The organism is Hansschlegelia beijingensis (genome assembly GCF_045505405.1).
Taxonomy (GTDB): domain Bacteria; phylum Pseudomonadota; class Alphaproteobacteria; order Rhizobiales; family Methylopilaceae; genus Methylopila; species Methylopila beijingensis_A.
In genome coordinates this window covers 1-2,600 of the sequence record NZ_JBJKEX010000400.1, presented here as the reverse complement: position 1 = coordinate 2,600, position 2,600 = coordinate 1, and the positions used below count along the sequence as shown (strand labels likewise).

The window sequence follows — 2,600 nt, the reverse complement described above, 5'->3', positions numbered from 1 at the left end:
GACCAGACTGGCCTGCCCCTCGAGCGTCGGCTTTGCGGCCGCGAACGACAGCGTCCCGTCCAGGTCGAAGGTCTCGGGCCGCCCGCGCGGCGCGACGTTGAGCTTGAGGCGCAGCTGGTCCGCAGCGTCGGCGCGGCCGGTGGACAGCCGGAGACCGGCCGATCGGCCGAAGGCGCTGCCCTCGCCTTCGAAGCGGTACGGGCCCTTGAGCGAGCCCGCCTCGGCGACGCCGTTCAGCCGGTCGAGCAGAAAGTCGCCGCTCGCTCCCTTCACCGAGACGGCGCCGTCGATGATCTCCGCGCGATCGAAGGAGATGCGCTCTGCCCTGGCGGAGCCTTGGGCGACGGAGAACGGCGCCTCGACCGCGCCGTCCGGCCGCACGGCGATCTCCAGCCGCGGGCGGACGATCTTGACGCGCTCGGCGCGGAACTCGCCGCGCAGCAGCGGAGCGATCGCGAATTCGATCTCGACCTCGGCGACCGCCAGGCGCCCCGGCCCGCGTCCGGCGGTGAGATCACGAAAGCGGACATAGGGGCTCGGCAGCAGCCGCGCGTCGACTGCGCCCGAAACCGTCACGGGCGCGCCCACGAGCGCGCTCGCCTGCGCGGCGAACTCGTCGCGGTAGACGCTCCAGTTGATGAACCAGGGACCGATCAGGGCGGCGAGCAGCGCCAGCACGAGCGCGAGCCCAAGCCCGGTGAGGGTGTTGTTCACGACGTCGGGTCCGCCCGATCCGATCGACGACTGTCCGGCCGCCCTCCCGAGGGTCTCACTATACGCTCAGCCCCTCGTCACGGAATCACGATCTTACCGGGATTCATGATGTTCTGCGGGTCGAGCGCGCGTTTGATCGCCCGCATCGCCGCCATCGCCCCGGCCCCGTGCTCCGCCTCGAGGTGCTTCATCTTGGCCTGGCCGACGCCGTGCTCGCCCGAACACGCGCCGCCCATCGCGAGCGCCCGCTCGACCAGCCGGCCCACGAAGGCTTCGCAAGCCGCGACCTCGGCGGGATTCGCCATGTCGATCAGCGGCAGGCAGTGGAAGTTGCCGTCGCCCACATGACCGACGATCGGCGCGATCAGGCCGGAAGCGGCGATGTCCACCTGTGTCTCCGCCACGCAATCGGCCAGGCGCGAGATCGGCACGCAGACATCGGTCGACATCGGCCGGGCGCCGGGCCGCATGGCGCCCGCAGCCCAGAAGGCGTCATGCCGGGCCTGCCAGAGCCGGTTGCGCTCCTCGGTGCGGGTCGCCCACTCGAACGGACCGCCGCCAAGGTCCGCCGCGATCTCACCGAAGCGCTCCGACTGTTCCGCCACGCCGGCGTCGCTGCCGTGGAACTCCAGGAACAGCGTCGGGACCTCGGGCAGGGCGAGCTTCGAATAGGCGTTGCAGGCGCGGACCTGCAGCGCGTCCAGCAACTCGATGCGCGCGACCGGAATTCCGCACTGGATCGTCGCCGTCGTGGCGGCGCACGCTGCCGCGACGCTCGGAAAGGGGCAGACCCCTGCGGCGATCGCCTCCGGCGTCCCGTGCAGCCGCAGGGTGAGCTCGGTGATGACCCCGAGCGTGCCTTCGGATCCGACCAGAAGGCGCGTGAGATCGTAGCCGGACGAGGACTTCTTCGCCCGGCCGCCGGCGCGGATGATCTCTCCGGACGCGAGCACCGCGGTCAGCCCCAGCACGTTGTCGCGCATCGTGCCGTACCGGACCGCGTTGGTCCCCGAGGCGCGCGTCGCGGCCATGCCGCCCAGCGAGGCGTCGGCGCCCGGGTCGATGGGGAAGAACAGTCCCTGGTCGCGGAGATGGTCGTTCAGGCGCTTTCGCGTGACGCCGGGTTGCACGACGGCGTCGAGGTCTTCCGGATGGACGGCGACGATCTCGTTCATCCGCTCCGTGGAGATGCAGACGCCGCCGAACGGGGCGTTGACGTGGCCCTCGAGCGACGTGCCGGTCCCGAACGGTACGATCGGCGCGCCGTGCTTTGCGCAGAGCCGCACGATCTCCGCGACCTCCGCGGTGTCCTGCGGGAACACCACGCAGTCCGGCGGCTGGTTCGGGATCCAGGTCAGCGTGTGGGCGTGCTGCTCCCTGACGGCCGCAGAGACCGAGAAGCGGTCGGCGAAGCGCCGGGAGAGCGCCTCCATCACGATCGAAAGGGCGTCGTCGGACGGCCTCATTCTGGCGGCGGGCGCCATGTCTTTCTCTCCGACGCCAGCGGGGATTGCGCCCGCTTTCCTAGCAGATTCAGCTCGCGGTTTGAGAACGCAAAAACGCCCTGCGCAGCGAAGCGCAGGGCGTCGTCGGAAGTCCGTCAGCGGCGACCGCTCATTCCACGACTTCGACCACCTTGCGGTTGTTGTCGACGATGTAGCGGCGCTCGTTCACGACCGTGTAGCTGTAGTCGCTGTCGGGCACCTGGTAGATCTCGACGTCCTGCGGCAGCGCCTTGCCGACCACGACCTCGCCTTCGTAGCGCACGGACGGGCGCTCCTCGCGCACGACGTACTCCTTGACCTTCTTGGGGGGCGCGATCGCGGTGCCGATCACGCCGCCGGCGACTGCGCCGGCCGCCGCTCCGACAGGCCCGCCCAGCACCG

General features: G+C 70.5%; 3 protein-coding genes. All 3 read right to left on the bottom strand.

Going from position 1 to position 2,600, the window contains the following annotated elements; all coding sequences use genetic code 11:
• Positions 1-714, bottom strand: a 714-nt coding sequence (locus tag ACIKT0_RS16690; RefSeq protein ID WP_407106504.1) for an AsmA family protein, incomplete at its 3' end; no start/stop codon positions are given.
• 77 nt (positions 715-791) lie between these two features.
• Positions 792-2,198, bottom strand: coding sequence for an FAD-binding oxidoreductase (locus ACIKT0_RS16685; RefSeq protein ID WP_407106503.1), 1,407 nt, complete (start codon positions 2,196-2,198; stop codon positions 792-794).
• Between the two features lie 130 nt (positions 2,199-2,328).
• Positions 2,329-2,600 (bottom strand): DUF1236 domain-containing protein (locus ACIKT0_RS16680; protein WP_407106502.1); only part of this gene is annotated, 272 nt, incomplete at its 5' end.